Raw genomic sequence first — 26,511 nt, 5'->3', positions numbered from 1 at the left:
CGGGATATTTGGGGCCAAGGCTGGCGGAGAGACAGGGATTCGAACCCTGGGAACCCTTGCGAGCTCACTAGTTTTCGAGACTAGCCTATTCAACCACTCTAGCACCTCTCCGCGCCCTGGTGGGAAGCGTGCTGACCTATACTGGCTTCGCGAAGAATTCAACTCCCTGAAATCGCCTGAAGATGACATTTGACAGCCGCTCCGGTTTGGTGTTTACCCCCCCATTCAGGCGCGGACCGGCGACGGTTTCGCGCGTATTTCATTTTGATTTCATGCCGGAAGGATGAGACCCATGTTCGCGGTCATCAAGACAGGTGGCAAGCAGTACAAAGTTGCCGAGGGCGATACGATCGTCATCGAGAAACTGGATGCTGAAGCCGGTAAAGACGTGACGTTCGATAGCGTCCTCATGCTTGGAAGCGGTGATTCCGTTACGGTTGGTGCGCCTCTCGTGGCCGGCGCCACTGTTTCGGGCGAAATCGCCGAGCACATGCGCGGTCCGAAACTGATCACGCGCAAGAAGCGCCAGCGCCAGACCTACCGCCGCACGATCGGCCACAAGCAGCACCTGACGACCGTGACAATCACGTCGATCAATGCTGACGGAAAGGCACCTGCCAAGAAGGCCGCTCCTAAGAATGAAGCAGCCCCGAAAGCTGAAGCCGCCCCGGCAGAAGCGCCCAAAGCAGCACCTGCCGCTGAAGCACCCGCTGCTGCAGCCGCGACAACCGGCGCTGATAACCTGAAGAAAATGACGGGCGTTGGTCCGGCTCTCGAGAAAAAGCTGAACGGCGCGGGAATCACCACCTTCGCTCAGATCGCAGCCCTTTCTGAGGCCCAGATCGCCGAACTCGAAGAGCAGCTGAGCCTCTCGGGTCGTTTTGAAAAAGACGGCTGGGTTGCACAGGCCGCCGAACTCGCCAAGGACGCATAAGGGCTATTTAAGCCCTCAGACAGGACAAGGAGCGCACAATGGCTCACAAAAAATCAGGCGGCTCGTCACGTAACGGTCGCGACTCGAACCCGAAATACCTTGGCGTCAAGAAATATGGCGGCGAGCATGTCATTCCGGGCAACATTATCGTGCGTCAGCGCGGCACCCAGAAATGGCCAGGCAAAGGCGTGGGCATGGGCAAGGATCACACCCTTTTTGCGCTGATCGAAGGCAATATCGAGTTCGCCAAGAAGGCCGGTGGCCGCCTGTACGTGAATATTGTACCGCTCGCGAACGCAGCAGAATAGCGGCTGACAGCGCGGCCGCGGGAACGTGGCCGGATCGCAAAAGTCGATCATTCCGAGGGGAGGCAGGCCACTGCTTCCCCTTTTTCTTTGCCATCCCCTGCCTTGTCCTGCCTTGAGGAGGCGACGATGAGTGAAGAGTTGCAGACGGAGCGGCTGTTGCTGCGGTCCATCGGGCCTGCGGACGCAGGCCCGATTACCGAGCTTGTGCAGGACCCAAGGGTCTACCGCATGCTGGCCCGCGTCGCGCCGAACCAGTCCAAGGCGCAGACTTTGGCCTGGATCTCTGGCCAGGATGCAGCAGCAAAAGCGGATATGGAGCATGTCCGGGCCATGGTTCTTGAGGGCAATCTCGTGGGTGTCATCGGCGCAGACCGAAAGTCCGAAGGGGCGCCCTTCACGATTGGCTATTGGCTCGCCCCAATGGCTTGGGGCAAAGGCTTGACGACCGAGGCAGCTAAAACCTTGCTCTCATGGCTGGAACGCCGGGGTGAAACGGCTTTCCTGTCGGGACACTTCGTTGATAACCCGGCATCAGGACGTGTCCTCCACAAGCTGGGCTTCATGCGTGCCGGTCGCAGCAAGCTGTTTTCACTTGGCCGGGGCGAAACCGTTGAACACTTCGACATGGCGCGCCTCGCGCGAAACGCGTAAGAGAACCCGATGAAATTCCTTGATCAGGCCAAAGTTTATATCAAGTCCGGTGGCGGCGGAGCGGGATGCGTCTCGTTCCGGCGCGAGAAGTATGTCGAGTATGGCGGCCCTGACGGCGGCGATGGCGGACGCGGCGGTGATGTATGGGCCGAAGCGGTCGATGGGCTCAACACCCTGATCGACTACCGCTACCAACAGCACCACAAAGCGAAACGCGGCGGCCATGGCATGGGCAAGCAACGCACCGGCGCCAAGGGCGATGATGTGACCCTGAAATTGCCGATTGGCACACAAATCTTCGAAGAAGATCAGGAAACCATGGTCGCAGACCTGACAGAGATCGGTCAGCGCGTCCAACTCGCGAGCGGCGGCAATGGAGGTTGGGGCAATCTCCGTTTCAAATCATCCACCAACCAGGCTCCGCGCCGGGCCAACGCAGGCGAGGAAGGCGAGGAACGCTGGCTTTGGCTGCGTCTGAAGCTGATTGCTGATGCCGGTCTGGTGGGCTTGCCCAACGCCGGCAAGTCGACCTTCCTGAGCGCTGTAACGGCCGCGAACCCCAAGATAGCCGACTATCCCTTCACAACGTTGGACCCTGGCTTGGGCGTTGTTGACCTGGGACCGAACACACGATTCGTACTTGCCGACATTCCGGGTCTAATTGAAGGCGCCGCTGAAGGTGCAGGCCTTGGCCACCGTTTCCTCGGTCATGTCGAGCGCTGTAAAGTCCTGCTGCACCTTATCGACTGCACACAGGATGACCCGGCAGGCGCCTACCGTACAATCCGCAAGGAACTGGAAGACTACAGCCCAGAACTGGCGGAACGCCCCGAAATTGTTGGCCTGAACAAGATCGACGCGCTCAATCCAGAACTCGTTGCAGACCAGCTCAAGCAGCTGAAAAAAGTCTACAAGGGCAAGCCGATGCTGATTTCCGGCGTCACGGGCGAAGGTGTCCGCGAGGCCCTCTTTGCCATCGTGAAACACCTCGGACTGCAAGCTGAAGCGGAGGCTGACGGCGTCAGCGAGGACGGAACATGGGCGCCCTGATCGCCAGTCTGCGTCGGTTAGTGATGGTGATGGTGGGGTTCCGTGTTGATCTTCCCGCACTTGCCGCATTTGACGACGACGCCATGGGCGTCGTGATGGGCCACATTAATCATGAGCTTGGTCTTGCACGCCCCGCAGCGATAGGTCTCGTCCCCGCCGCCTTCGCGCACGGGCGTTCCCGCCGTGTGTTCAAGCACGTCGGCACGGGCTGCAGCTTCAGGCGAAATCAGGATCATGTCGAATTGGGGCATCGTGTTGGCCTTGTACGTAAAGGGGTAAATCTGATTGCCCAGACAGCACAGAGCGCACACAAACGCCAGTCTCTCATGTTGACAGGCTGCGCAGCATGACAGGCGAAAGTTTTCGGACAGCAAAGCGGATCGTCGTCAAAACAGGATCCGCCCTGATTGCCGAATATGGCAAGGCCCGCACCGATTGGCTGGCGCGCCTTGCTGCCGACATTTCAGACCTGCGCGCGCGCGGAAAGGATGTCATCCTCGTCTCGTCGGGCGCCGTGGCACTGGGACGGGTGGACCTCGGCTCACCCACCCCCGCTCGGCTGGACCAGAAACAGGCCGCCGCTGCAATCGGCCAGCCACGCCTTATGGCGGCGCTCGCCAGCGCCTTTGCCTCCCATGACATCATTGTTGGGCAAGCTTTGCTGACCCTCAGCGACACCGAAACGCGGCGGCGCTGGCTGAATGCGCGCGCGACACTGGAAACCCTGCTTGATGCCGGCATTGTCCCGGTCATCAATGAGAACGACACGGTCGCGACGGACGAAATCCGCTATGGCGACAATGACCGGCTGGCGGCGCGCGTCGCCCAGATGATGGGGGCGGACCTGCTCGTACTCCTTTCAGATATTGACGGCCTCTATACCGCCGATCCGAACACAGATCCTCAAGCCACCCACATCCCTGTTTTAACAGAACTTTCAGCCGAGCATGACGCCATGGCAACCGGCGCTAATGCATCTGCGGGTGTCGGCTCAGGTGGCATGGTGACCAAACTCGCAGCGGCGCGCATCGCCCATGCGGCGGGCTGCTCCACCATCATCACGCGCGGCAACCGCGAACACCCGCTGCGCGCCATCGAGGAAGGCGCGCTCTCGACCCTGATCGTCGCCGACACCACACCCGCGCGCGCGCGCGAAGCCTGGCTGATGGGCCACCTGAAACCCGAAGGCACAATCCTGGTTGATGCTGGCGCCGCACGGGCACTTCAAGGGGGTGCGAGCTTACTTGCTGTGGGCATTACCGGGGTTCTGGGTGGGTTCGAACGCGGGGCTGCCGTGGCCATCAAGGCCGAAAACAGCCCCGTAATCGCCAAGGGAGTCACGTCCTACAGCTCTGCCGACATCCTGCGTGTCATCGGTCTTCAGAGCGACGAAGTGGAAGCAACCCTCGGCTATCGCGGTCGCCCCGCCATTATCCACCGGGACGACATGGTGCGCGTATGACGCTGATCGGTGAGCCGATCATCCGGCTGGCTACGCGTGGCGATCTGGCCGGTCTGGTCCGGATCGAAGAGGCCTTCCCTCAAGAAGACCGCTTCCCACGACGCACCTGGCGCCGGCTGCTGGACGGCAACACAATCGCGCATGTGGCCGAATTGAACGGAACTCTTGTCGGGGCCGCCGTGTTGCTCTTGCGCGACGGCAGCGCGATAGCGCGCCTGTATACGCTTTCGGTCAGCCCTGACATGCGTGGTAAGGGCGTTGCACGGAAGCTCATGGCGATGGGCGAAACTGTTGCAAAGGAGAAGGGATGTGAACGGATGCGACTAGAAGCGCGCGAATCAAACCACAATGCTATTCTACTTTACGAGCGCAGCGGATATCGCGTAATTGCGCGCGTTGCAGGCTACTACCCGAATGGAGAGACCGCAGTGCGGATGGAAAAGCCCCTTGGCATGTCCGTGAGTGAAAGCCGATGACCGACTGGGTTATCCTCGTCGAAACGGCGAGCGACATTTCACAGGCCGAAACGCCTCACAAGGTGCTCCGGGTCAGCGACTATATTTCCAAACCCGCGCTGTTTGCTGGACGCCGTCCTTATATCCTGAACCTTTCACGATCCTACGCCTACCAGTCTGAGGGCTATTATGCCTCTCTTCTGGCGGAGGCACGCGGACACCGGGTCAGCCCGAACGTGCAGACCATGGTCGAGCTGTCGGCCAAGGGGCTCTACACTCATGCCCTGCCCGACCTCGGCGAACGGCTGCGCGAAGCCCGCGCCAAAGGCGCACCGGAGATTGAGAGCCTGTTTGTGGCGTTTTCGAAATCGGAAGTCCCCGGATACGAAAAGCTCGCGCGCGAAGTGTCGGACTGGTTTCGCACGCCAGCTCTAGAGGTGGAGTTCGACGATACTACACCATGCGGAATTGCGCGCGTCCGCATCGTTTCGCCACACAAACTGAAAGACGCTCGTCGCGCCTTTTTCTTGGAAGCGATGGCCACTTATACGAGCGGTCGCGTCAGCGCACCCAAAACGAAAGCGCCAGCAAAATGGTCCCTGGCCGTTCTGGTCGATCCGAAGGAGCAACATGCACCTTCGAAGCCAGCATCGATCAAACGACTGGCAGATGTCGCAGCCAAGATGGGCGTGGAAGTCGAACTGATCGAGCCCTCTGACCTGACAAGCCTTGCGGAATTTGATGCTCTATTCATCCGCGCGACAACGTCCATCGACAATTTCACCTATCGGTTCGCTCGGCGCGCCGAGCAGGAGGGCATGCCGGTCATCGACGATACGCATTCGATGATCCGCTGTACCAACAAGGTTTATCTCAAAGAAATACTCGAGAAAGCCGGTCTTCCCATCCCGCGCACCGAAATCCTTGATGAGAAGTCAGACCTCACTGCCGTCTTCTCACGGCTTGGCTCTCCTGTTATCCTGAAGACGCCTGATGGTTCCTTCGGTAATCACATGGTCAAGGCAACCACGCTGGAAGAACTGAAGACGGCTGTAAAAGGCATGTTCGATGACACAGCTCTGGTGATCTCGCAGGAATTCATCCCAACCAAGTTCGACTGGCGTATAGGCGTACTCAACGGCGAGCCAATGTATGCCTGCCAGTACCGCATGGCGCGGGGACACTGGCAGATCATCAAACACGGCCCTGGCGGTAAAACGAGTGAAGGTGGGTTCACCACACTACCTATCGAGGACACGCCACCCGAAGTGATCGACGTTGCCGTACGGGCTGCACGTCTCATTGGCGACGGGCTCTATGGTGTCGACCTCAAGGAAACCGACAATGGGGTCGTAATCATCGAGATCAATGACAACCCCAGCATTGACCATGATGTCGAGGGGGCGGTCATGAAAGATGAAATCTGGCGTCGCATCATCTCATGGTTTTCCACACGCCTTGAACAGCGCATGGGCCGGGTCAACTGATCCTCAGAACTTGAAGGCGCCCGAGCGAAGGGAGTCATACCTGTCCTGCGTGAACGGAACATATTCCTTGCGCTCAGGATGATACATCCAGATCGGGTCAGTCACTTCGTCAATGTCAAAAGCTTCCTTGACCAGCTCCACCTTGCGGTACTTGAACGTCCCGGTCGTCTCCGCATCACGCTGCACGCGGATGAAGATTGGTATCGCATAGCTTGGCAGCTTCTGACCTAGCGCTACATACATGCCCTCGAAATTGACATCGCCATCCATCGTGATGGCCGCCATGCCCGCCTTGCCATCATAGCCGGGCAACGGAACGCCATAGACATTTGCCGTCGCAACGCCGGGAATGCCTGAGAGCGCCTCGCCAACCTCATTGGTGGAGACATTCTCTCCTTTCCAGCGGAACGTATCGCCGATACGGTCGACGAAATAAATATAGCCGTCCTTGTCCTTGCGCATGAGGTCCCCTGTCCGGAACCACATGTCACCCTTTTCGAAAACATCCCGCAGAATCTTCTTCTTCGTCGCCTGCTCGTCATTATAGCCCTCGAAGCGGTTGCGAATATCCTCGCCGATGCGGCCCAGCGCCTCGCCCGCCTCATCGACATCCGTACGGATACAAAACCCCTCAGGTCCGCGAATTGGTTCTTCGGTCTCGATGTCGAATTTCACAAATGCGATATGCGCGAACTGTTTCTCCAGCCAGCCGGGAATCCGACCGACGGCCCCAATCTTGCCGTCAAAGTTGAGGAAGCTGACATTGCCCTCAGTGGAACCATAGAACTCGCACAGATGGTTGATGTTGAACCTTTCCTGAAACTCGGCCCAAACTTCGGCCCGGAGTCCGTTGCCAAAACCGGTGCGGATCTTGTGGGCGCGCTCTTTCGGGTGGGGTGGCTGGTTCAGCAGGTACCGGCACAGCTCACCAATATAAACAATCGACGTCGCGGCCTCGTCCGTCGCATCATCCCAGAATGCACTGGCGGAGAACTTGCGCCGCAGAATGATGCACGCCCCCGTCATCAGCGCCTGCCCAACGCCGCAAAGCCCCCCGGTGCCATGGTACAGAGGCAGCGTAAGATAAATCCGGTCGCGTTCGGTGATATGACACGGCGATATGAACGTGCGCATCATGCCCTGCGTTCTGGCCTGGGTCAGTTTCGCCGCTTTTGGCAAGCCGGTGGTCCCTGATGTGTAGACATAAAGGCACAGATTACGTCCGCGAAGCGCAGCACGGTATTCGCGAGATGGCCGCTCTGCCGATACGCCCTTGATCGCCGCTTCGAGGTCATTGCCCTCGGATCCGCCCAGTGACCAGACAGCGGGTGCCGAAGTGAACAGGGCTGCAGAAGCCTTGATGACATTGTCCTGTTCGGCACCGGTAATGATACGTTTGGCATCGGCAATATTAATGCAGTGCGCGAGGGCCTCGCCTTCCAGATTTGAATTGATGAGCGCGGTAACAACACCGATCTTCGACATCCCATACCAGAACGCCACATAATCAGGTCGGTTCTCCATGAAGAGGGCGACACAATCACCGGCCGCGAGTCCCTGCTCCAGCGCCCAATGAGCGAACCGGTTGGCCCGAGCCTCGAACTCGGCATACGTGGTCAAAGTGCCTTCGAACCGGAACGCGACGTTGGCGCCATGGCCGTCGACCACATCCTCGACGTCGTCTGCCACCAGCCGCTCTGAATCGGGGCTGATATCCTTTGTCCACTTGGTCAAACCTCGTATAGACCGATAAAATTGCACCTCGCGGGACAGTATGGATAGGAAGTTCATTTAGGGGTTCGTCCTCGCTTCGGGTCAGGCGCCGTATTACCTATGGTTAGTCACTCCTGACAAGGAGAGCGCGGGATAGCCATCTTGTCAAAGGGTCAGACACCGGCCCGAAAGTTATGACGGGTTTGCACGTTTGAATGTCTCTGATACTTGCAGCCGATGCGAAGCGGAGGGTGCGCGATGTCTGATCCTGTTGGAGACCTTTTGGTGCTGCTCGATATCGAGCGGCTCGAGCTTGACCTTTTTCGGGGCCAAAGCCCCGATGAACGGGCAAACCAGCGTGTTTTTGGGGGACAGGTTATTGCGCAGGCGCTTGTAGCAGCGCAGCGCACCGTGTCCGAAGACCGCATTTGCCATTCACTGCATGCCTACTTCATACGGCCGGGTGATCCTAAAGTGCCGATCATCTATCAGGTCGACCACGCACGTGACGGTGGCAGCTTCACGACACGGCGGGTGGTCGCGATCCAGCACGGCAAGCAAATATTCAACCTTGCTGCCAGCTTCCAGGTGCCGGAAGAGGGCTGGGAACACCAGCATGACATGCCCGAGGCACCCGACCCGGAAACGCTGAAAGGCCTTCGGGACCGCCGTCTCGAGATCGCCGACCAGGTGCCGGAGAGCATACGCCACGAGTTCACGCGTGAGCGGGACATTGAAATGCGTGATGTGTCGCCGCTCGACCTTTTTAATCCAAAGCCAGCAAGCGATTCGCATCAGGTATGGATGCGTGTGGCGCGCGATGCGGGTGATAATCAGGCGCTGAACCAGTGCCTTTTGGCCTATGCATCCGACATGAGCCTGCTCGGCACGGGAAATCGGCCACACGGACTGACATGGTTCGATCCGAAACTGATGTCGGCCAGCCTCGATCACGCGATCTGGTTCCATGCGCCCGTAAAGTTCTCTGACTGGCATCTTTATGTCATGGACAGTCCATTCGCGGGCGGTGGACGCAGTTTCAACCGCGGCAGCATCTATAACCGCGATGGCAAGCTGGTCGCGAGCGTGGCTCAAGAAGGGCTGATGCGGCAGAAAAAGCGAAAGAACTGAGATTTTTGCCTACTCGCCTGACAAGAAAGCTCTGATTCATAAGAAATTTCACTATCGGGCAAAAACTGTTGGGAATTACAGCTGAAAAGGGCTTGCGCCCGCGCCTGCTCCCATTATTACGGGACTCCGGAGCGTAGCGCAGCCTGGTAGCGCATCTGGTTTGGGACCAGAGGGTCGGAGGTTCGAATCCTCTCGCTCCGACCATTCTCTCAACGGGAAAAACGCCCGTACTTGTTGAGATTATCCTGTAAATACCAGCCTCTCCACGCGAAACCCCCACCCTGTCGCCTTGCGGCCAAATCGGACAAAGCCGGACAAATTCCGACTTCCCGAGGTGGCTCAGAGGTGGCTTGGGTGGCACAGGGCTTGAAAGCCACCGTCTTCAGACTCGAAAGAGAGCAAGAAGACATGGCCAATAACAGACTCAAACTCACCCAAACCAATGTTCAGCGCCTTATCAGGGCGCATGACGGGGCAAAAAAGGTGCGCCACTGGGACACTGAGGTCCCGAAACTGTTTTTGGCCATCACGCCGAAGGGGAGCGCAGCCTACAAGCTCCAGATCGTGAAACCCGACGGCAGCAAGACAGACGCGAAACTGATCGCCGCAAATGACGGCTCTCCCGAAATTGCCCGCGCCATGGCCATGAAAGAATTAGGCCGGATGGCGATGGGAGAAGCAGACCTGGTCACCCGCAAACGGAAAACCAAGGAAGCGGCCGAGAAGGAAAAGACTTCCACGTTTGCCGCCCTCGCCACCCGGTTCATGGCGACGCCCGAGAAATCCCCACCTCGGGTCAAGCAACGCACCTATGATGAACGCGACAGGCTATTGAGAGTCCATATCCTGCCTTCGCTTGGGGAAGAACAATTCCGGCAGATTACCAGGGCGCAGATCCGCGAACTCGTTCGCGCGATCCAGGCCGAGGCAGCCAAGCACCCCCGCGCCAGGGAAGGCAGCAATCCCGGCGCAAAACTCGCCAATGAATGCCAGGGTGTTATCCGTGCGGTGTTCAACTGGGCCATCGAAGAAGAACTGGCAGATATGAACCCGGGCACCTTCCGGAAACTGTTCAAGGACACACCCGACAAACGCTCCCAGATGCCTGACGGGGCGCTGAAGCTCATGTGGGACGCATTGAACGAAGAACTGCGACGCGACGAGGGACGTCACGGCTGGGGATCCGCGCTGGCCATCATGCTACATGCCCACACCTTGCAAAGGCCCGCCGAAATTGTTGCTGCCCGGCGCGACCAGTTCGACTGGACGCACGGAAAGGAAATGTGGCGCATCCCGGCCGGCCAGACAAAAACAAACGAGGTTTACGAGGTGCCGCTGTCACCTCAGGCAGCCGCGCTGTTCCGCGAAGCACTCTCCAAACACAGGTCGCCATGGGTGTTTCCGAACAAAGCGGGCGATGATCACATTCGCCACGACGGTCCGAAACAGCGCTGGATGAGAATACGCAACAAGCTGGTGGCGGAGGCCCGGAAAGTCGATGAGCCCTGCCCACTCGACGGCGTTCAACTCTATGACTGCCGGCGCCTCGGCCGGACCCTTCTGGTACGAGAGCTCGGAGTGTCACCCGTGATCGCCGAGGCGTGTATCAATCACGCGCCCGACCGATCAATGCACACGCGTTATGATGTGGGTGAGAATATTGACGATGTTCGCCGAGCGATGGAGTTGTGGGGCGACGAGGTGGAACGGCTTGTCGGTAAACACTCGCGAATAGCGATGTTGACCATTTCGAGAAACGCATGAAGGCAGTGAAGTGTTAGGGTATGATGATCCGGCTTGGACGCTAAAATCCGGCGGCGATTTTGACCTTGCCACCATGGCACAGGCCGACGTTACGGGCAAACTCGGCGGGAGATTGCCCATTGTGAGCCATGTGAGGCCGGCTCTCATTGTAGTCGCGTCTCCATGCCTCGATCAGCCGCTTTGATTCCACCAGGGAAGCAAACCAATTGATGTTCAGGCACTCGTCACGCAGCGATCCATTGAAGGACTCAATGTGGGCATTGTCCGTAGGGGTGCCGGGGCGCGAGAAGTCCATTTTGACCTTGTGATGATATGCCCAGAGATCCACGGTCTGTCCGGTAAATTCGGCGCCATAGCACGTTCGGAACGCTTCCTGGTTCGATCTGATTTTGCTCGAACAGGGAGTGACCATGGCAGACTGAAGGTCTTCTATTGTGAAGGTACCAGCCCCACGAAAGGAGACCGAGACCGCCATGATCACCAACCATATTATTCCAGAAGACGCCGTGCTTGTCGCCATCGACATTGCCAAAGCCCGCAATGATGTGCTCATCGAAGTGCGCGGTAACAAGCGGCGTAAACGGCTCGTCGTGTTGAACACACGCGCCGAGCATGATCGCTTCATTGACATGCTGACTTCATTCGATCGCCCGATCATCGCCGGTTTCGAGGCGACGGGTAACTATCACCGTGCGCTGGCCTGGCGCCTGCTCGATGCCGGGTTTGATACACGGCTCATTTCATCCATGGCACTCGCCCGAACCCGCGAAGCGATCCACAATGGATGGGACAAGAATGATCCCAAAGATGCGCAGGTCATCCTGCATATGCTCTCAACCGGCCTCAGCCAGTACTATCAGGATCCACTCGTCGCGGGCATTTCCGACATACAGGAACTGTCGAAGACGCATGAGATGGTTTCGAAGGCCAAGACTGAGACGCTGCATCGCATCCTCACCCACTACCTGCCTCTGTATTTTCCTGAGATCGAACGGTTCCGGAACGGATCGCGCAATGACTGGTTCTTTGCTTTCCTCGAGCAGTTTCCGACGCCTGCATCGGTCATCGCGCATGACAAGGACGCCTTCATTTCCGCCGCATGGGACGTCGTTGGACGCAAGGTCTCGAAGGCTCGCCTGATTGCGGACATCTACGAAACAGCAACAGAATCAATCGCTTTGCCGATTCCGATCGACAGCAAGGCGGTTGTCATGTTCCGCATGGTCCTTGCCGAGATCCGAAGCCTGATCCGTCAACGTGATCAGATCGAAGCCGAGGCCGAAGCGCTGCTGGGCGACACGCCTGACTATGTCGCACTCAAGCAAGTGCCTGGAATCGGCCCGATCAATGCGTTGACCATTCTGGCAGAAGCCGGTGACCTGCGCCGGTTTGGTCATCATCGTCAGTTCCTGAAATTTTGCGGCCTTGACCTCGCAACCCACCAGTCGGGTACATTCCGGGGACAGACCAAGCTTGCCAAGTTCGGCAACGCGCGCCTGCGCCGGTCTCTCTGGATGGCCGCCAATGTCGCCATTCGTCAGAGGGAAAACAGTTTCCGGGACAAGTACGCGCGCTACATCGCTAAGGATCCGACAAATCCGGATCTGAAGCGTAAAGCGCTCACAGCCGTTACCGCCAAGATGGCCCGCGTGGTTCACGCCGTCATCAAAAGTGGAACCCCCTACCGTCCCTTCTTCCAAGGGGCGGAGCCGAGAGGAAGAACCCCTGTCTGAAGGGCCGTTGAGGCACGTGAAAACGCGACCTCGTAGATAATGTTCGGGTCTTCCGCTCGGATCGGCATCCCGTGTTAAGGACGGTGAGGACCAGCGAAATATGCTCGTGTGGATCCTGTGTTTGCTATGGCCGAGAGCTCTTCCAATAGAAGCGGAAGTCCCTCGGCAATTGACAAATCAAGCCGCGGAGACATTCTGCGGATAGAAGGCTTTTTGCCTGCTGGTCTGATCGCGCTCCGTACGTAGGACGTTGTCGGCAAACAATGCCTTCGGAGCGCCGCGTAAATAGACCAGCCGGTTTAAGACCCTTGCCACATCCTCGCCCCTCAGGCGCGATCCGACTTCGATGGCAAGACATTCACGGGAGTAGATATCGATCACTGTCAGCAAGCGGATCTTTGCGCTGCATGACAGCTGATCGTGCACGAAGTCCAGGCTCCATGCCTCGTTCAGTCCTGAGGGCTGACAGCGCGCTTCCCGATGAACCGCCATCTTCCGCCTGCGGGGCCGCTTTGCCCGCATACACAGGTGAGAACGCCGGTGCAATAATCCACCACACGAACGGCGATATAGTATCGCTTTGGCCGGAGCAAAACTCCGCCACTGATAGGCTCCCGGTTTTGTTCGGGGGATAAGGTGAAGAGTGTGGATTTGTATGGTCGTGTTCGTCGTTCAGTTCTGGTTGATGGGATGAGCCGACGGGAGGCAGCGCGTTTTTTTGGGATCGACCGGCGAACGGTCGACAAGATGCTGACCTTTTCGGTTCCGCCTGGATATCGGCGCAGTCAGCCGGTCCGGCGCCCGAAGCTTGATCCGTTTGTCGGTGTGATTGATGCGATCCTTGAGGCGGACAAGACTGTTCCGCGCAAGCAGAAGCACACATCGAAGCGGGTGTTCGAGCGGTTACGTGACGAACATGGGTTTTCTGGCGGCATCACGATTGTGAAGGACTATATCTTCGCGGCAAAGCAACGCCAGCGGGAGATGTTTGTGCCGCTGGTGCATCCGCCCGGGCATGCTCAGGCGGACTTTGGTGAAGCGCTCGCCGTCATCGGCGGAGTTGAACGCAAGATCCATTTTCTGGTGATGGAGCTCGCCCATTCGGATGCCTGCTTCCTGAAGGCGTATCCGGCAGAGACCACAGAAGCGTTCTGCGATGCGCATGTGTCGGCGTTTGATTTCTTCGGCGGCGTGCCGGTCTCGATTCTTTACGACAACACACGGATCGCGGTTGCCCGCATTCTGGGCGACGGGACACGCAAGCGCACGCGGGTGTTCTCGGAACTGGTCTCCCATTATTTGTTTACTGATCGCTTTGGCCGCCCCGGCAAAGGGAACGACAAGGGCAAGGTCGAAGGGATGGTGGGATACACCCGCCGCAACTTCATGGTGCCGAGACCCCGGTTCATCAGCTTTGATGATCTCAACACCCATCTGGCAGACCAGTGCCGCAAGCGGATGGGAGACAGGCTACGCGGCCACAAGGATACGACTGGGGAACGGTTCTTGGCGGATGCAGCACAGCTGCGGCCTTTGCCTGCAGTGCCCTATGACGCCTGTGACAAACAATCGGTGCGGGTCAGCTCCCTGTCCCTGGTCCGCTATCGCGGTAATGATTACTCTGTTCCGACAGCCTATGGCCACCAACAGGTCCTGGAACGTGGTTATGTACATGACGTGGTGATCGCCAGCGGGACGCAGGTGATCGCGCGCCATCCAAGATCGTGGGAGAAGGAAGACTATATCTTCGACCCATTGCACTATCTGGCATTGATCGAGCAGAAAACAAACGCACTTGATCAGGCCGCACCGTTGGCTGACTGGGACCTGCCGGACGCGTTCACCACTCTGCGACGTTTGCTTGAGGCCCGCATGGGCAAAGCTGGCAAGCGCGAGTTCGTCCAGATTCTACGCCTGCTGGAGACCTTCCTGGTGGCGGATGTCGAAGCCGGGATCGACAGCGCTCTGGAGCGCGGCACCATTGGCTTTGATGCCGTCAAGCACCTGGTCCTTTGCCGGATCGAACGCAGGCCGCCGAGGCTGGACATGTCGGTGTATCCGTATCTGCCAAAAGCGCATGTCGCAGCCACATCGGCTGGCGATTACCTGGCGCTGCTGACGGCCGGCAGGTCATGACCGATACACCGCAATTATTGCTCGGCCATCATCTGAAGTCGCTGCGGCTGCCGACCTTCCTGCGCGAGTATGACCGACAAGCCAAACAGTGCTCCAGCGAAGGCGTTGACCACACGCGCTATCTGTTGCGGCTGGCCGAGCTCGAACTGATCGACCGGGAACGGCGCATGGTGGAGCGACGGATAAAGGCTGCGAAGTTCCCGACCACCAAGAGCCTCGACAGCTTTGGTAATCATCCCCGAAATTAAGGGACTTGAAAACTGGACTTCTCCGGCTTTGATAAAGCACGGAGACGACAATGAAGAAATCGAGATTTACCGACGCACAGATCCTCGCAATCCTGAAGCAGGGCGAAGGCGGTGTGCCCGTTGCGGACCTCTGCCGCGAGCATGGGATTAGCAACGCGACCTATTACAACTGGCGAGCCAAGTACGGCGGGATGGATGCAGCGATGCTGTCCGAGATGAAATCCATGGCCGAGGAAAACCGGCGGCTAAAGAAGATGTATGCCGAAATGGCGATGCAGAATGAGCTCTTGAAGGATGCCCTTGGAAAAAAGTAGCAAGGCCGTCTCAGCGACGCGAGATGGCCAAAGAGGCTGTTTGGACCTGTCCCGGTTTGATTCCGACCTTGATAGACGATTATCTACATTCAAGGAGACAGGACGATGGGACATGTACACACAGAAGAGTTTAAGCGTGAGGCGGTTCGGCTGGCGAAGACCAGCGTCCTGACGCGCAAGCAGGTTGCAGCAGATTTGGGGATCGGGCTTTCGACGCTGGGTAAGTGGATTTCGGCTTATCGGCCAGAGGCGCCAGCGGACCTGCCATCGGCGGATATGCTGAAGGAGGTTGAACAGCTTCGCCGGGAGAACCGCATTCTGAAGGAGGAGCGGGACATCCTAAAAAAAGCGACGGCGTTCTTCGCAAGCCAGAAGTGAAGCGTTTCGCTTTCATTGAGACTTGGAGGAACGCCTGGCCGATTGAGCAGATGTGCCGTGTGTTGAAGGTGACGTCGCGGGGATACCGGGCCTGGCGATCCCGGCAGATGAGCAAACGTCAGCGCAGAGATCTTGTGATCCTGGCGCATATCCGTGAGCAGCACGGTCTTGCACTGGGCAGTTATGGCCGTCCGCGCATGACCGAAGAGCTGTAAGAGCTTGGTTTGGATGTCGGCCATCGGCGTGTCGGTCGATTGATGCGGGAAAACGCCATTTCTGTTGTCCGTACGCGCAAGTACAAGGCAACGACCGATAGCAATCACCGGTTCAATATCTCACCAAACCTGCTGGACCGGGATTTCACCGCGAGTGGCCCCAACCGGAAATGGGCGGGTGATATCTCCTATATCTGGACCCGCGAGGGATGGCTCTATCTGGCCGTGATCATTGATCTGTATTCCAGGCGCGTCGTCGGCTGGGCGGTCAGCAATCGTATGAAGAAGGACCTTGCGATCCGCGCACTCGACATGGCGATCAATCTGCGTCAGCCACCACCGGGCTGTATTCACCACACCGATCGCGGCAGCCAATATTGCAGTCATGACTATCAGAAAAGCCTGCGCGATCAGGGCTTTCAGGTGTCGATGAGCGGCAAAGGAAATTGTTAGGATAATGCGGCCGTTGAGACCTTCTTCAAATCTCTGAAAGCCGAACTGATCTGGCGGCAAACATGGACGACAAGGACAGAAACCGAGGCCGCGCTCTTCCAATATATCAACGCCTTCTACAACCCGCGCCGTCGGCACTCAGCCCTCGGATGGAAAAGCCCCTTGGCATTTGAAAGAAAGGCCGCTTAACTGAGACTCAAGGTCGGAACGAAAGCGTGACAGGTCCAGTCTGGATTTCTCCAATTCCGGCATTCACTATTCAGCTCCAGATCGGCAGATTAGAGCCAATAGCAGCGAGTCGTGGAGGTCTGATCGAATGACGGCGACGCTCCATTCGAGCCTTTCAGAGCATCCGTTTTTTAAGTCATCTTCTCCGGAATTGGCATAGTGCTTTATTGAAGCCGCGGCTCATGACGCGCACGACCAGACCCTATCGAGCCTTGCAAGACCCCTCAATCCGTTCCGACCGTTTGCGACTTTCCCAACTATCAGAAATTAGCGCGAAATCAGAGGATTGGACCTGTCAGCAACGACAGGAGCCACTCCCCCGATGTCCGCACCCGCCCGAACGCTTGAGACCGACCAACGACGCGTATCCATGCTGCGGTCTGCCTGCGAAGGCGCGGTGCGGGCAGCGCTGGACGCTGATGACGTCATCGAAATCCTCGCCAACCCTGATGGCTCGATCTGGATTGAACGGGCGGGGCGAGGGGTCGAGGTCAGTCCCGACAGGATTTCAGTCACCGCGCGCGAACGGATCATCCGCCTTGTCGCGAGCAGCATAGGCGAGGCCTGTGATCGGTCCGCCCCGATCGTCTCTGCCGAACTCCCCGGCAGCGGCGAGCGGTTTGAAGGGCTTCTCCCACCTGTCTCGACCGCGCCATGCTTTTCGATCCGCAAGCCCGCGACGACGCCTTTTTCAATTGGCGACTATGTCACCCAGGGCGCGCTGGCTCCGGCGCTGGCACAGGCGCTCAAGGACGCGATTGCGACGCATGCGAACATCCTGATCGCGGGCGGCACGTCCTCCGGCAAGACGACCTTCACGAATGCCTTGCTGCCAGAAGCCTCACTCCACGACGACCGCATCGTCATCCTCGAAGACACGCGCGAGCTGCGCTGCGCCGCGCCCAATGTGGTTCAACTCAGAACCCATCGCGGCGCCGCGAGCCTGCGGGACCTCGTCCGCTCCACGCTGCGCCTGCGGCCTGACCGGATCATTGTCGGCGAGGTGCGCGGGGCCGAAGCGCTTGACCTCCTTAAGGCCTGGAACACGGGCCATCCCGGCGGGATCACAACGCTTCACGCGAACTCCGCCCATGGCGGGCTGGCCCGGCTTGAACAGCTGACGCTCGAAGCGACACCGCGCGCGCCCTTCGATCTGATCGCAGAGGCCATCGATGTCGTCGTGTTCATGAGCCGCGCGGGCGGCCAGCGGCGCGTCGAGGAGGCGCTCCGCGTCACCGGCTTTGACGGCGAGGGGTATCAGACCGCCCCGCTTGTCTCCCGTTCCCTGTCCCTCGTCCAACATGGAGAAACCCAATGACGCTCTACAACCACCTTCAGACCGTGAACCGAACGGTACAGGTCGCGGCCTGTATCGGCCTCGGCCTCATGATCGCAGGCCCGGCCCATGCGGCAGACTCCGGCATGCCCTGGGAAGGCCCGCTTGATCAGATCCTGACTTCGATCGAGGGCCCGGTCGCGCGCATCGTGGCGGTGATCATCATCACCCTAACGGGGCTTACGCTGGCCTTTGGCGAGACCAGCGGCGGCATGCGCAAGCTGATCCAGATCGTGTTCGGGCTGTCCATCGCCTTTGCCGCGACCTCGTTCTTCCTGACCTTCTTCAGCTTCGGCGGCGGAGCGCTTGTCTAGCAGGCTGCTGAAAAAGGTCTCGTTTTGCTTTGCGAAGCATGATTCTCTCTTTTGTGTGGAGAGGGAGGCAGAGATGCGTGGTGAAGATCGGACGACGGATCAGTTGTTTTCGTATGTGAACGTAGAAGACCGGATCGCATCGGATCATCCTCTGCGGCAGATACGGCAGCTGGTAAATGACGCGCTGAAGGCTCTGGACGCAGATTTTACGGCACTTTACGCGCAGGATACCGGTCGCCCGTCGATCGCGCCGGAGCGTCTGTTGCGGGCGATGCTGTTGCAGGCGATCTATTCGATCCGGTCTGAGCGCCAGCTGATGGAGCGGCTTGAGTTCGATCTCCTGTTTCGCTGGTTTGTCGGGCTCGGGCCCGATGAGCCGACCTGGGACGCCTCGACGTTTTCAAAGAACCGCGACCGCCTTCTGGATGGGGATATCGCCGCAAAGTTCCTCAACGCCGTCCTGTCGCTTCGGCGAGTGAAGAAGCTGTTGTCGCGTGAGCACTTCAGTGTGGATGGCACCCTGATTGAGGCCTGGGCCAGTACCAAGAGCTTCCGTCCGAAGGATACCGATAGCGGCGGTGGTCCGGATAGTGGAGGTGGTGGTCGCAATGCACCGCACGACTTCCACGGCGAGAAGCGGTCGAACCAGACGCATGCCTCATCGACCGATCCCGATGCTCGGCTCTATCGCAAGGGCCGGGGCAAGCCGGCTCAGTTATGCTACATGGGGCACGTCCTCATGGAGAACCGGCAAGGCCTCGCCGTAGCGACACAACTGACCCATGCAACCGGCAGAGCCGAACGCGAGGCGGCCCTCGAGATGATCAGGAAACGCAAGGTTAAACGCGGCGCCACACTTGGTGCCGACAAAGGCTACAATGCCTGGACCTTCAAGCGCGATCTGGAGCAGGCCGGTGTCAGGCCGCATGTCGCCCTGAAGTCCGAGACCGGGAGGTGCGGCCTGCCCATCAAGACCCCCGAGGGCTATGAGGTCTCCCAGCGCATCCGCAAAAGGATCGAGGAGATCTTCGGGTGGACGAAGACAACTGGCGGCTATGCCAAGACGAAGTTCAGGGGAAAGCGGCGCGTTGCCCTCGGCTTCGATATCGCCATCGCCGCCTACAATCTCGTCCGACTACCGAAGCTACTTGCGGGGGCCGCAGCATGAACGCCACCATCGCCGCTGCTATAGGTCAGCGCATAATCCGTAGAAAGATGGTCTATGCCGAAAGAGTGACCTCAATGCCGGCGGAAACGCGCGTCCCGACGCCAAAACGGCGAAAAAAAGTCTCACAGACCCCAAAAAATCTATACTCCACAACGTGCAAACAGGCTTTTTCAGCAGCCTGCTAGTGGCTGACGGCTATGAAATCCCGCTCCATCGCTCGCTGACCGAGCCGATCCTGATGGCGGGCGCGCCCCGCACGGCCGCCATCGCCATCGGGACGCTCGCCGCTGCTGTCGGCCTGGGCCTCCAGCTCTGGATACCGGGCCTTGTTCTCTGGGCGGTCGGGCATTCGGCAGCGGTGTTCATGGCGCGCTCTGATCCGGATTTCATGGCCGTTGCCGGCCGGAGCACGCGGCACAAGGAGCATCTGACATGCTGAACCTGAAAGAATACGCAGAGACCCTGGTCCTACTGGCCGACTACCTGCCCTGGGCCTGTCTCGTCGCGCCGGGCGTCGTCCTCAACAAGGATGGCAGCTTCCAGACCACGTTCCGCTATCGCGGCCCTGACCTCGAAAGCTCGACAGACGAAGAACTCGTTTCCGTGATGGCGCGGGTCAATAATGTGCTGCGCCGGTTCGGCTCGGGCTGGGCGCTGTTCTTCGAAGCGCAGCGCCATGAAGTGCATGATTATCCGGAGGCTGAGTTCCCCGACGCGCTGTCATGGCTCGTCGATCAGGAACGGGCATTACAAGCCGAAGAAGCCGGAACCCGGTTCGAAAGTGCCTACTATCTGACCCTGCTCTGGCTCCCACCCGCCGATGCCACGGGCCGGGCCGAGAAAGCCCTGATCCAGCGCGCCGAGACCGAAGACGCGGCGACCTGGCGTCATCGCCTGGAGACCTTCCAGCAACATGCCGCCCGCGTCTTCGATCTCCTCTCCACCTGTCTCGCCGAAATCGCAAAGCTCACCGATGACGAGACGCTGACTTATCTGCATTCGACGATTTCCACGAAGCGCCATCCGGTCGTGAGGCCCGAGTTGCCCGTCTTCCTGGACGCCATTCTCGCCGATGAACCCTTCGCCGGTGGCCTCGAACCCATGATCGGTGACGCGCATTTGCGCACGCTGACCATTCTCGGCTTTCCGGCCTCAACGCTTCCCGGCATTCTCGATGAGCTCAACCGGCAGGGCTTTGCCTATCGCTGGGCGACGCGGTTCATCGCGATGGACAAAGCCGAGGCCGAGAAAGTCCTCGGCAAAAAACGCCGGCACTGGTTCGCCAAGCGCAAATCGATCGGCGCGGTCCTGCGCGAGACCCTGTTCAATGAACAAGCCGCCCTCGTTGACAATGACGCCGACAACAAGGCTGCCGACGCCGATGCGGCTTTGCAAGAGCTTGGCTCCGATCTTGTCTCCTATGGCTATGTCACCACGACCATCACCGTTGCCGATCCCGACCGGCGCACCGTCGATGACCATATCCGAATTGCCGAGCGCATCGTGAATGGCCGCGGCTTTACCGCGATCCGCGAGACGCTGAACGCCGTCGATGCCTGGCTCGGCTCATTGCCCGGCCATCCATACGCCAATGTCCGCCAGCCGATCCTGCACACGCTGAACCTTGCCCATATGGTGCCGCTCTCGGCGGTCTGGGCGGGCGAGGAGACCAATCGCCATCTCAACGCCCCGGCGCTGATCCAGGCGCAGACCGATGGCACGACGCCGGTCCGGCTGAACCTGCATATCGGCGATGTCGGGCATACGCTTGTGGTCGGCCCGACCGGCGCGGGGAAGTCGGTGCTCCTGTCGCTGCTTGCCCTGCAATGGAAGCGCTATGAAGGCGCGCAGGTCTTCCTCTTTGAAAAGGGCCGTTCGGCCCGCGCCGCAACGCTCGCCATGGGCGGCGCACATATCGATCTCGGCGGTGCCCGCGCCCCGAGCCTTCAGCCGCTGAAGGACATCGACACCGGACACGGGGCGAGCTTTGCCGCCGACTGGCTGGCGGGCCTGTGCACCCATGAAGGCGTGGCCATGACGCCGGAGCTCAAGGCCCGGCTCTGGGAAGCGATCCAGTCTCTCAGCTCAGCGCCTGAGTCCGAGCGGACGCTGACAGGCCTCAGCCTGATGCTGCAGGACGAGACGCTCAAATCCGCTCTGCATCCGTTCACGCTGGAAGGCCCGCATGGACGGCTTCTGGATGCTGATCATGAAAGCCTCAGTCTCGCGGACACCGCCACCTTCGAAATGGAAGAGCTGATGCACGCCAAAGGCGCGGTGGTACCCGTGATCACCTACCTGTTCCACCGGCTTGAGGCCCGGTTCACCGGCAAACCAACGCTGCTCATCCTAGATGAGGCCTGGCTGTTCATGGATGATCCGATGTTCGCGGCGCGCATCCGCGAATGGCTGAAGACCCTGCGAAAAAAGAACGTGTCCGTCGTGTTCGCCACGCAGAGCCTGGCCGACATCGCGAACTCAAGCATTGCGCCAGCGCTCGTCGAGTCCTGCCCGACACGGATATTCCTGCCCAATGAACGCGCGCAGGAACCGCAGTCCCGCGAGACCTATCACCGGTTCGGCCTCAACGCCCGCCAGATCGAACTGATCAGCCGGGCCACCCCGAAGCGCGATTATTATCACCAGTCGCCGCTGGGTGCGCGCGTGTTCGACCTCGGCCTCGGGCCGATCGCGCTCTCGATCTGCGGTGCGTCCTCGCCCGACGATCAGGCCATGCTCGACCGCATCTGGGCCGAGACGGAAGGCGACGGGTTCGCGGCCTGCTGGCTGATCGAGAAGGGCCTGCCCTGGGCGGCTGAGCTGCTCACCCGCTGGCCCGGACATGCGCCGGAGTCCGAAGCGCACGCGCCCTTCAATCCCGCCCACATCCTCGCAGCCGAATAGGAACCCCCGATGAAACGTCTTCTCTCCTCCGTCCTCATCTGCGCCGCGCCGCTTTCTATCCTCATCGCGCCGCCAGCTTCGGCCCAATGGACGGTCTATGACCCCGCCAATCACATCCAGAACATCTACCAGGCCGTCCGCTCCCTTCAGGAGGTGAACCAGCAAATCCAGCAGCTCACCCATGAGATCGAGATGCTGGAGAACATGGCGCGCGATCTCGAAGCGCTGCCTGACAGTATTGGACTTGTACCGGTTTTGTGCCGGTCACTTGAGAGTTAAACACTCATACAAGGAGACCGAAGAGATGATGAAGCATACAGAAGATTTCAAACAGGAAGCGGTTCGCATTGCGCTGACCAGTGGATTGTCCCGGCGGCGTGTGGCTGCTAATTTGGGTGTCGGATTGTCGACGCTGGGCAAGCAGGTGACCGCCGAACTCAACAAGGGTGAGGCGCGCAACACTCTGGCCCGGGCCGTTGCCTTCCACCGCCTTGGCCGGTTCCGAGATCGGGGCCAAGAAAACCAGCAAACTCGCGCTGCCGCGCTCAATCTTGTGACGGCGGCAATCATTTTGTTCAATTGTCGATATCTCAACCGGGCCGTGGGCGCACTCAACCTCCGCGCAATGCCTGATCATGCAGAGGCGCTGCGGCAATTGTCCCCGCTGGGCTGGGATCATATCAATCTGACTGGCGACTATGTTTGGTCTGACGTCGGCAATTTTGATGATGATGGGCTTTTACCGCTGAAAATCACCGCAAAGTGATCAGCTTGCATGGCCCTTCCGTGAATCTGTGTCCCAATAATGCACTGAGGCCTCCAGGGGGATGGTTGGCTGGTCGACGAGCCGGTCGGGCAACTGTTGGGACAATGCCGCGATGGAGAGCTTCTTCTCCTTGCTCAAGACCGAGCGGATCGCGCGGAAAGTTTATCGCTCGCGCAACCACGCTAGGGCCGATGTGTTCGATTACATCGAATGCTTCTACAACCCCATCGGCAGGCACTCGACCATCGGATACAAAAGCCCCATCGACGTCGAACGCGAAGCCGGTGTAGCATGAATGAGCCTATCTCCGTGTCCACCAAACGGCAGCAGGCCACAACTGGGCCTGCGGGCAAGACGGCGGTCAATTGACAGCATGCGCGCCTGCGCGTCATACGGAACAGAAGGGCGCGTTGCGCATAACACGCCGGGGCCGCTAGGAGAAGAATGCAACATGCTGCAAGGATTGATGCAGGACGCACCGTTGCTGGTCAGTGGTATATTACAATATGCCGCCCGCGCGCATGGCGAGCGGGAGATCGTCTCGAAGCTCGTCGATGAGTCCGTCTGGCGGTATGACTGGCGTAGCTGCGACCAGCGTTCGCGCCAGGCGGCGCAGGCCCTTGGCGTGCTCGGTGTTGCAACGGGCGACCGCGTCTCCTCACTCGCCTGGAACACGCACCGCCATCTCGAACTCTTCTATGCGATTCCTGGAATGGGGGCCGTTCTGCACACCGCCAACCCGCGCCTCAGCGACGAACAGATCGCCTTCACTATCGAGCATGCAGGTAGCCGTGTCCTATTGTTTGAACCTAATCTTGCCGAGCTCGTCGCACGGTTGCGCCCTCTCCTCCCCGGGATCGAGCATTATGTCCTTCTCGCCGAGCGCGCAGCTTTCGTGCCGGATCTTGCCGACGCGTTGAATTATGAGGCCTTGCTAGCGCACGAGGACGGCGCCCTCGCATGGCCGAGCTTCGATGAAAAGGCGGCCGCCTTTCTTTGCTATACCTCGGGGACGACAGGCGACCCCAAGGGCGTCCTCTACAGCCACCGCTCGATCGTTCTCCATGCCATGGCGGCCGGCCTCAGCAGCGCCTTCGGATTCAGTGCTTTCGATGTCATCATGCCGTGCTCTTCAATGTATCACGCCACCGCATGGGGTCTGCCCTTCACGGCTGCGATCAACGGCTGCAAGCTTGTGCTTCCGTGCGACAAGATGGACGGTGCCAGTCTTGCCAACCTGATCAACGAAGAGGGCGTCACCTTTTCGGGCGGCGTGCCAACGATATGGACGATGTACCTCGCGCACCTTGATGCCACGGAGAAAGGCGTCGGCAATCTCAAGCGCCTCGTGATCGGCGGCTCGGCCGTGCCGAGGGCAATGGCCGAAACGTTTCGGACACACTATGGAGTCACCGTGCTCCAGCTCTGGGGCATGACCGAAACCAATCCGCTCGGGGTGATTTCGACACCCACCCCGCTCCTTATGGCTGAAGGTGACGATTTCGCGATCGATGTTCTGCTCAGCAAGCAGGGTCGCATGCAGTTCGGCATCGAACTGCGCATTATCGATGATGGCGGCGTGCCGCTGCCATGGGACGGCGAGCAGGCTGGCGCGCTTCAGGTGCGCGGACCATGGGTCGTCGACCGCTATTTTCCCGATATTGAAGGCGTCGGCAGCGATGGCTGGTTCGACACCGGCGACATCGGCACGATTGACCGCTTTGGCTTTCTCCGGCTGACCGATCGCGCGAAGGACGTCATCAAGTCGGGCGGCGAGTGGATCAGCTCGATCGACCTCGAAAATGCGGCGGTTGGATATCCCGGCGTCCGGATTGCAGCCGTTATCGGCGTCTATCATCCAAAATGGGAAGAACGTCCCCTTCTCGTGATCGAAACACATGAGGGCCAGGTCGTTACCGCCACCGACATTCGCGCGCACCTAGAAACGAAGGTTGTTCGCTGGTGGCTGCCGGACGACATCCTGTTTGCAAAAGTGCCGCTTACAGCGACCGGAAAGATCGACAAAAAGGGCTTACGCGAAACGTATCGCGACCACCTTGCCTAGGCGAGGTCACATCCGGCAAGGCCATATAGAATAGAATTCAACGCCTACGGGCAATAGCCCGCTTCTCTTTTTTCAGTAGCTTCTTGGCAGACCAAGGACATGTTCAGCGACATGGGACAGGATCATGTTCGTGCTAATCGGGGCCACTTGATACAACCGGGTTTCACGTTACTTGCGCTCAATGTCATATTCGACAGCAAAACCAAATCCGCCATGGGTCTGGATGCAGGCTTCACCGGCAGCCCAGCTTGCCTCTGCAGCGAGCATTTTTTAGATATTGGCTTGCTCGCCAACATTTTCGCCCGCCTCATATTTGCGCAGCCCGTCATGCACCATCAACTCGGCGGCGCGCATTTGTACGTAGGCGCGCGCGATAGGAAATTGCACACCCTGATTCTGGCCGATAGGGCGACCGAAAAGAACGCGCTCATTCGCGTAGGCCGTTGCCTTGTTGATGAACCATTTAGCATCGCCCACGCATTCCGCAGCGATCAGCAAGCGCTCGGCGTTCATGCCTGACAGGATGTATCGAAAGCCTTTGCCCTCATCGCCAATCAAATTTGCGACAGGTACGCGTAAGTCCTCGAAGAAAACTTTGGTGGTCGCGTGGTTCATCATCGTTTCGATGGGTCGTATGGTGAGGCCATTGCCGATCGCTTCGCGCATATCGACGAGGAACACCGAGAGCCCCTCGGTGTGCGACGCACCTGATCTTGCGGCGTGGTGCGAGCGAGGAGAATCATCAAGTCCGAATGTTCGGCGCGGCTGGTCCACAGTTTCTGCCCGTTGATGATATAGTGATCGCCATCCCTTTTTGCGGAAGTTTTCAGGCTTAGTGTATCCGTGCCACTGGTCGGTTCGGTTACGCCAAAGGCCTGCAGCCGCAATTCGCCGCTCGCAACCTTGGGAAGATATTGTGCTTTCTGCGCGTCGTCCCCATGGCCGCATAGCTTACAATAAATGGCCTCCGACAATCCCGGGGCGGTTCAATTTACATGGATCAATTTATCCAGAGCGTGATGAACATCGGAAAGCCTTGATCATAGTTTTGGGATGTAGATAGGCGAATCGAACCGGAAATCGCTTCGCGCTCAGCAAGTGACATGACGCCCAGCTTTCCCCCAGCTGGGATTAGAGCCGAGCCACGTTGTCGCGCATGAGCGCTGTGTACCCCGTCAGCATTTTGGCTGCATCCGCTGTGCTAAACATCGCCATCCCTTTGACAAGTCCTGATAACGAGTCCAGCTTGTTTTAGTCGGCAAGGTTGGGTAGCGTCCCATCACGTGGTGTAATTCGTG

The 26,511-nt window shown here is 59.0% G+C and carries 22 protein-coding genes, 2 tRNA genes and 6 pseudogenes; 24 read left to right on the top strand and 6 right to left on the bottom strand.

Features of this window, described 5'->3' with window-relative positions; genetic code table 11:
- Window positions 1-21: 21 nt before the first annotated feature.
- Window positions 22-111: transfer RNA gene (locus HOC_RS17035), tRNA-Ser, on the bottom strand.
- 181 nt (window positions 112-292) lie between these two features.
- Between HOC_RS17035 and HOC_RS17030 the strand changes: the two genes are divergently transcribed.
- From HOC_RS17030 to obgE, 4 genes are all read left to right on the top strand, one after another.
- On the top strand, window positions 293-934 hold the full coding sequence (locus HOC_RS17030; protein WP_035540799.1) for a 50S ribosomal protein L21: 642 nt from the start codon (window positions 293-295) through the stop codon (window positions 932-934).
- A gap of 38 nt (window positions 935-972) precedes the next feature.
- Entirely contained in the window at window positions 973-1,242 is a 270-nt protein-coding gene (gene rpmA / locus HOC_RS17025; protein WP_035540797.1) for a 50S ribosomal protein L27, read from the top strand.
- Between the two features lie 126 nt (window positions 1,243-1,368).
- Window positions 1,369-1,893 (top strand): GNAT family N-acetyltransferase, encoded by a 525-nt coding sequence (locus HOC_RS17020; RefSeq protein WP_051625029.1) that lies wholly within the window; start codon window positions 1,369-1,371, stop codon window positions 1,891-1,893.
- A gap of 9 nt (window positions 1,894-1,902) precedes the next feature.
- Window positions 1,903-2,943 carry a GTPase ObgE gene (gene obgE / locus HOC_RS17015; RefSeq protein ID WP_035540795.1) on the top strand — a complete coding sequence of 347 codons (1,041 nt, stop codon included), beginning with the start codon at window positions 1,903-1,905 and terminating at the stop codon, window positions 2,941-2,943.
- Window positions 2,944-2,960: 17 nt separating this feature from the next.
- Here the strand turns inward: obgE and HOC_RS17010 are convergent, their stop codons facing one another.
- Window positions 2,961-3,194 (bottom strand): MJ0042-type zinc finger domain-containing protein, encoded by a 234-nt coding sequence (locus HOC_RS17010; protein ID WP_035540794.1) that lies wholly within the window; start codon window positions 3,192-3,194, stop codon window positions 2,961-2,963.
- Between the two features lie 86 nt (window positions 3,195-3,280).
- Between HOC_RS17010 and proB the strand changes: the two genes are divergently transcribed.
- From proB to HOC_RS16995, 3 genes are read left to right on the top strand one after another with little or no spacing between them, the layout of a single operon-like run.
- Complete coding sequence (gene proB / locus HOC_RS17005; protein WP_035540793.1) at window positions 3,281-4,405, top strand: glutamate 5-kinase; 1,125 nt, start codon at window positions 3,281-3,283, stop codon at window positions 4,403-4,405.
- Window positions 4,402-4,881 carry a GNAT family N-acetyltransferase gene (locus HOC_RS17000; RefSeq protein WP_035540792.1) on the top strand — a complete coding sequence of 160 codons (480 nt, stop codon included), beginning with the start codon at window positions 4,402-4,404 and terminating at the stop codon, window positions 4,879-4,881. Before proB ends, HOC_RS17000 begins: the two co-directional genes overlap by 4 nt.
- On the top strand, window positions 4,878-6,347 hold the full coding sequence (locus tag HOC_RS16995) for a RimK family protein (protein WP_035540791.1): 1,470 nt from the start codon (window positions 4,878-4,880) through the stop codon (window positions 6,345-6,347). The genes HOC_RS17000 and HOC_RS16995 overlap by 4 nt, the downstream gene beginning before the upstream one ends.
- Before the next feature lie 3 nt (window positions 6,348-6,350).
- Here HOC_RS16995 and HOC_RS16990 read toward each other — a convergent pair whose 3' ends face one another.
- A complete protein-coding gene (locus tag HOC_RS16990; RefSeq protein ID WP_035540788.1) occupies window positions 6,351-8,138 on the bottom strand; it encodes a long-chain-acyl-CoA synthetase in 1,788 nt (595 codons plus the stop codon).
- A 180-nt stretch (window positions 8,139-8,318) separates the two neighbouring features.
- Here HOC_RS16990 and tesB point away from each other — a divergent pair, with 180 nt between their 5' ends.
- The 3 genes from tesB to HOC_RS16975 all read left to right on the top strand — a co-directional run bounded on the left by tesB (window position 8,319) and on the right by HOC_RS16975 (window position 10,955).
- Window positions 8,319-9,191: an acyl-CoA thioesterase II gene (gene tesB / locus HOC_RS16985; RefSeq protein ID WP_035540786.1), complete on the top strand. Its 873-nt coding sequence runs from the start codon at window positions 8,319-8,321 to the stop codon at window positions 9,189-9,191.
- A gap of 127 nt (window positions 9,192-9,318) precedes the next feature.
- A tRNA-Pro gene (locus HOC_RS16980) sits at window positions 9,319-9,395 on the top strand.
- Between the two features lie 204 nt (window positions 9,396-9,599).
- Complete coding sequence (locus tag HOC_RS16975) at window positions 9,600-10,955, top strand: tyrosine-type recombinase/integrase (protein WP_156950522.1); 1,356 nt, start codon at window positions 9,600-9,602, stop codon at window positions 10,953-10,955.
- Window positions 10,956-10,995: 40 nt separating this feature from the next.
- Here the strand turns inward: HOC_RS16975 and HOC_RS16970 are convergent.
- Window positions 10,996-11,307 (bottom strand): annotated as a pseudogene (locus tag HOC_RS16970) (integrase core domain-containing protein); the annotation flags it as partial.
- 121 nt (window positions 11,308-11,428) lie between these two features.
- On the opposite strand from HOC_RS16970, the gene HOC_RS16965 reads away from it, so the two are divergent.
- Window positions 11,429-12,688 carry an IS110 family RNA-guided transposase gene (locus tag HOC_RS16965; RefSeq protein WP_035540783.1) on the top strand — a complete coding sequence of 420 codons (1,260 nt, stop codon included), beginning with the start codon at window positions 11,429-11,431 and terminating at the stop codon, window positions 12,686-12,688.
- A gap of 177 nt (window positions 12,689-12,865) precedes the next feature.
- Here HOC_RS16965 and HOC_RS16960 read toward each other — a convergent pair whose 3' ends face one another.
- Window positions 12,866-13,180, bottom strand: coding sequence for a DDE-type integrase/transposase/recombinase (locus HOC_RS16960; RefSeq protein WP_051625028.1), 315 nt, complete (start codon window positions 13,178-13,180; stop codon window positions 12,866-12,868).
- Window positions 13,181-13,324: 144 nt separating this feature from the next.
- Here HOC_RS16960 and istA point away from each other — a divergent pair, with 144 nt between their 5' ends.
- The 13 genes and pseudogenes from istA to HOC_RS16890 all read left to right on the top strand — a co-directional run bounded on the left by istA (window position 13,325) and on the right by HOC_RS16890 (window position 25,213).
- A complete protein-coding gene (istA, locus tag HOC_RS16955) occupies window positions 13,325-14,824 on the top strand; it encodes an IS21 family transposase (RefSeq protein WP_156950519.1) in 1,500 nt (499 codons plus the stop codon).
- Window positions 14,821-15,051, top strand: a pseudogene (locus HOC_RS16950) (ATP-binding protein); the annotation flags it as partial. The gene istA and the pseudogene HOC_RS16950, both read left to right, overlap by 4 nt.
- Before the next feature lie 71 nt (window positions 15,052-15,122).
- Window positions 15,123-15,427: pseudogene (locus HOC_RS16945) on the top strand (transposase); the annotation flags it as partial.
- Between the two features lie 64 nt (window positions 15,428-15,491).
- A pseudogene (locus HOC_RS16935) lies at window positions 15,492-16,621 on the top strand (IS3 family transposase).
- A gap of 361 nt (window positions 16,622-16,982) precedes the next feature.
- Window positions 16,983-17,978 (top strand): P-type conjugative transfer ATPase TrbB, encoded by a 996-nt coding sequence (trbB, locus tag HOC_RS16930; protein ID WP_035540777.1) that lies wholly within the window; start codon window positions 16,983-16,985, stop codon window positions 17,976-17,978.
- On the top strand, window positions 17,975-18,310 hold the full coding sequence (locus HOC_RS16925; protein WP_035540775.1) for a TrbC/VirB2 family type IV secretion system protein: 336 nt from the start codon (window positions 17,975-17,977) through the stop codon (window positions 18,308-18,310). Before trbB ends, HOC_RS16925 begins: the two co-directional genes overlap by 4 nt.
- 73 nt (window positions 18,311-18,383) lie before the next feature.
- The gene (locus HOC_RS16920) at window positions 18,384-19,478 is read left to right on the top strand and encodes an IS5 family transposase (RefSeq protein WP_035540773.1); all 1,095 of its coding nucleotides are present in this window, start codon (window positions 18,384-18,386) and stop codon (window positions 19,476-19,478) included.
- A gap of 184 nt (window positions 19,479-19,662) precedes the next feature.
- On the top strand, window positions 19,663-19,917 hold the full coding sequence (locus tag HOC_RS16915; RefSeq protein WP_084146418.1) for a VirB3 family type IV secretion system protein: 255 nt from the start codon (window positions 19,663-19,665) through the stop codon (window positions 19,915-19,917).
- Window positions 19,911-22,382, top strand: a complete 2,472-nt coding sequence (gene trbE / locus HOC_RS16910; protein WP_035540771.1) for a conjugal transfer protein TrbE — start codon at window positions 19,911-19,913, stop codon at window positions 22,380-22,382. The genes HOC_RS16915 and trbE overlap by 7 nt, the downstream gene beginning before the upstream one ends.
- Before the next feature lie 9 nt (window positions 22,383-22,391).
- Window positions 22,392-22,661: a TrbJ/VirB5 family protein gene (locus tag HOC_RS16905; protein WP_051625027.1), complete on the top strand. Its 270-nt coding sequence runs from the start codon at window positions 22,392-22,394 to the stop codon at window positions 22,659-22,661.
- A gap of 25 nt (window positions 22,662-22,686) precedes the next feature.
- Window positions 22,687-23,148 (top strand): Tn3 family transposase, encoded by a 462-nt coding sequence (locus HOC_RS16900; protein ID WP_035540769.1) that lies wholly within the window; start codon window positions 22,687-22,689, stop codon window positions 23,146-23,148.
- Window positions 23,149-23,221: 73 nt separating this feature from the next.
- Window positions 23,222-23,443, top strand: a pseudogene (locus HOC_RS16895) (IS3 family transposase); the annotation flags it as partial.
- A gap of 156 nt (window positions 23,444-23,599) precedes the next feature.
- Window positions 23,600-25,213, top strand: a complete 1,614-nt coding sequence (locus HOC_RS16890) for a long-chain fatty acid--CoA ligase (protein ID WP_199285889.1) — start codon at window positions 23,600-23,602, stop codon at window positions 25,211-25,213.
- 72 nt (window positions 25,214-25,285) lie between these two features.
- Here HOC_RS16890 and HOC_RS22970 read toward each other — a convergent pair.
- Window positions 25,286-26,163: pseudogene (locus HOC_RS22970) on the bottom strand (acyl-CoA dehydrogenase family protein); the annotation flags it as partial.
- Window positions 26,164-26,511 lie beyond the last annotated feature (348 nt).

The organism is Hyphomonas oceanitis SCH89 (assembly GCF_000685295.1).
GTDB lineage: Bacteria > Pseudomonadota > Alphaproteobacteria > Caulobacterales > Hyphomonadaceae > Hyphomonas > Hyphomonas oceanitis.
Note: the sequence above shows the minus strand (reverse complement) of the source record. Positions and strands in the feature narration are given on the sequence as shown.